Origin of the sequence: Lachnoanaerobaculum sanguinis, assembly GCF_033242365.1 — a bacterium.
GTDB lineage: Bacteria > Bacillota > Clostridia > Lachnospirales > Lachnospiraceae > Lachnoanaerobaculum > Lachnoanaerobaculum sanguinis.
Window position 1 is genome coordinate 1 of the sequence record NZ_BTHK01000076.1, and the last position, 313, is coordinate 313.

1 protein-coding gene is annotated in these 313 nt (G+C 41.9%); it reads left to right on the plus strand.

All coding sequences use genetic code 11. The features are described from left to right. On the plus strand, nt 1-313 hold a 313-nt coding region (locus tag SBH76_RS13600; RefSeq protein WP_317978174.1), incomplete at both ends, for an IS110 family transposase.

Below are 313 nucleotides of genomic sequence, written 5' to 3' on the forward strand. Positions count from 1 at the left end.
GTTGTGGAACTGATGCAGAAAAATGAACTTAAAGAGGCACTGGTAGGAATAGAGCCAACCGGTCACTACTGGTTTGATCTTGGGCAGTTCATGGGTGAAAAGAACATAAAGTTTGTGATGGTAAATCCGCACCATGTGCATAAGACCAAAGAATTAGATGACAATAGTCCATCTAAAAATGACAGAAAAGATCCTCGTGTTATTGCAGGGCTTGTAAGGGATGGACGATATTTTTATTCATATATGCCGACAGGTGTATATGCAGAACTGCGGAATGCGTCAAACCGCCGGTTTGTGCTTGTAGAAGAACAGA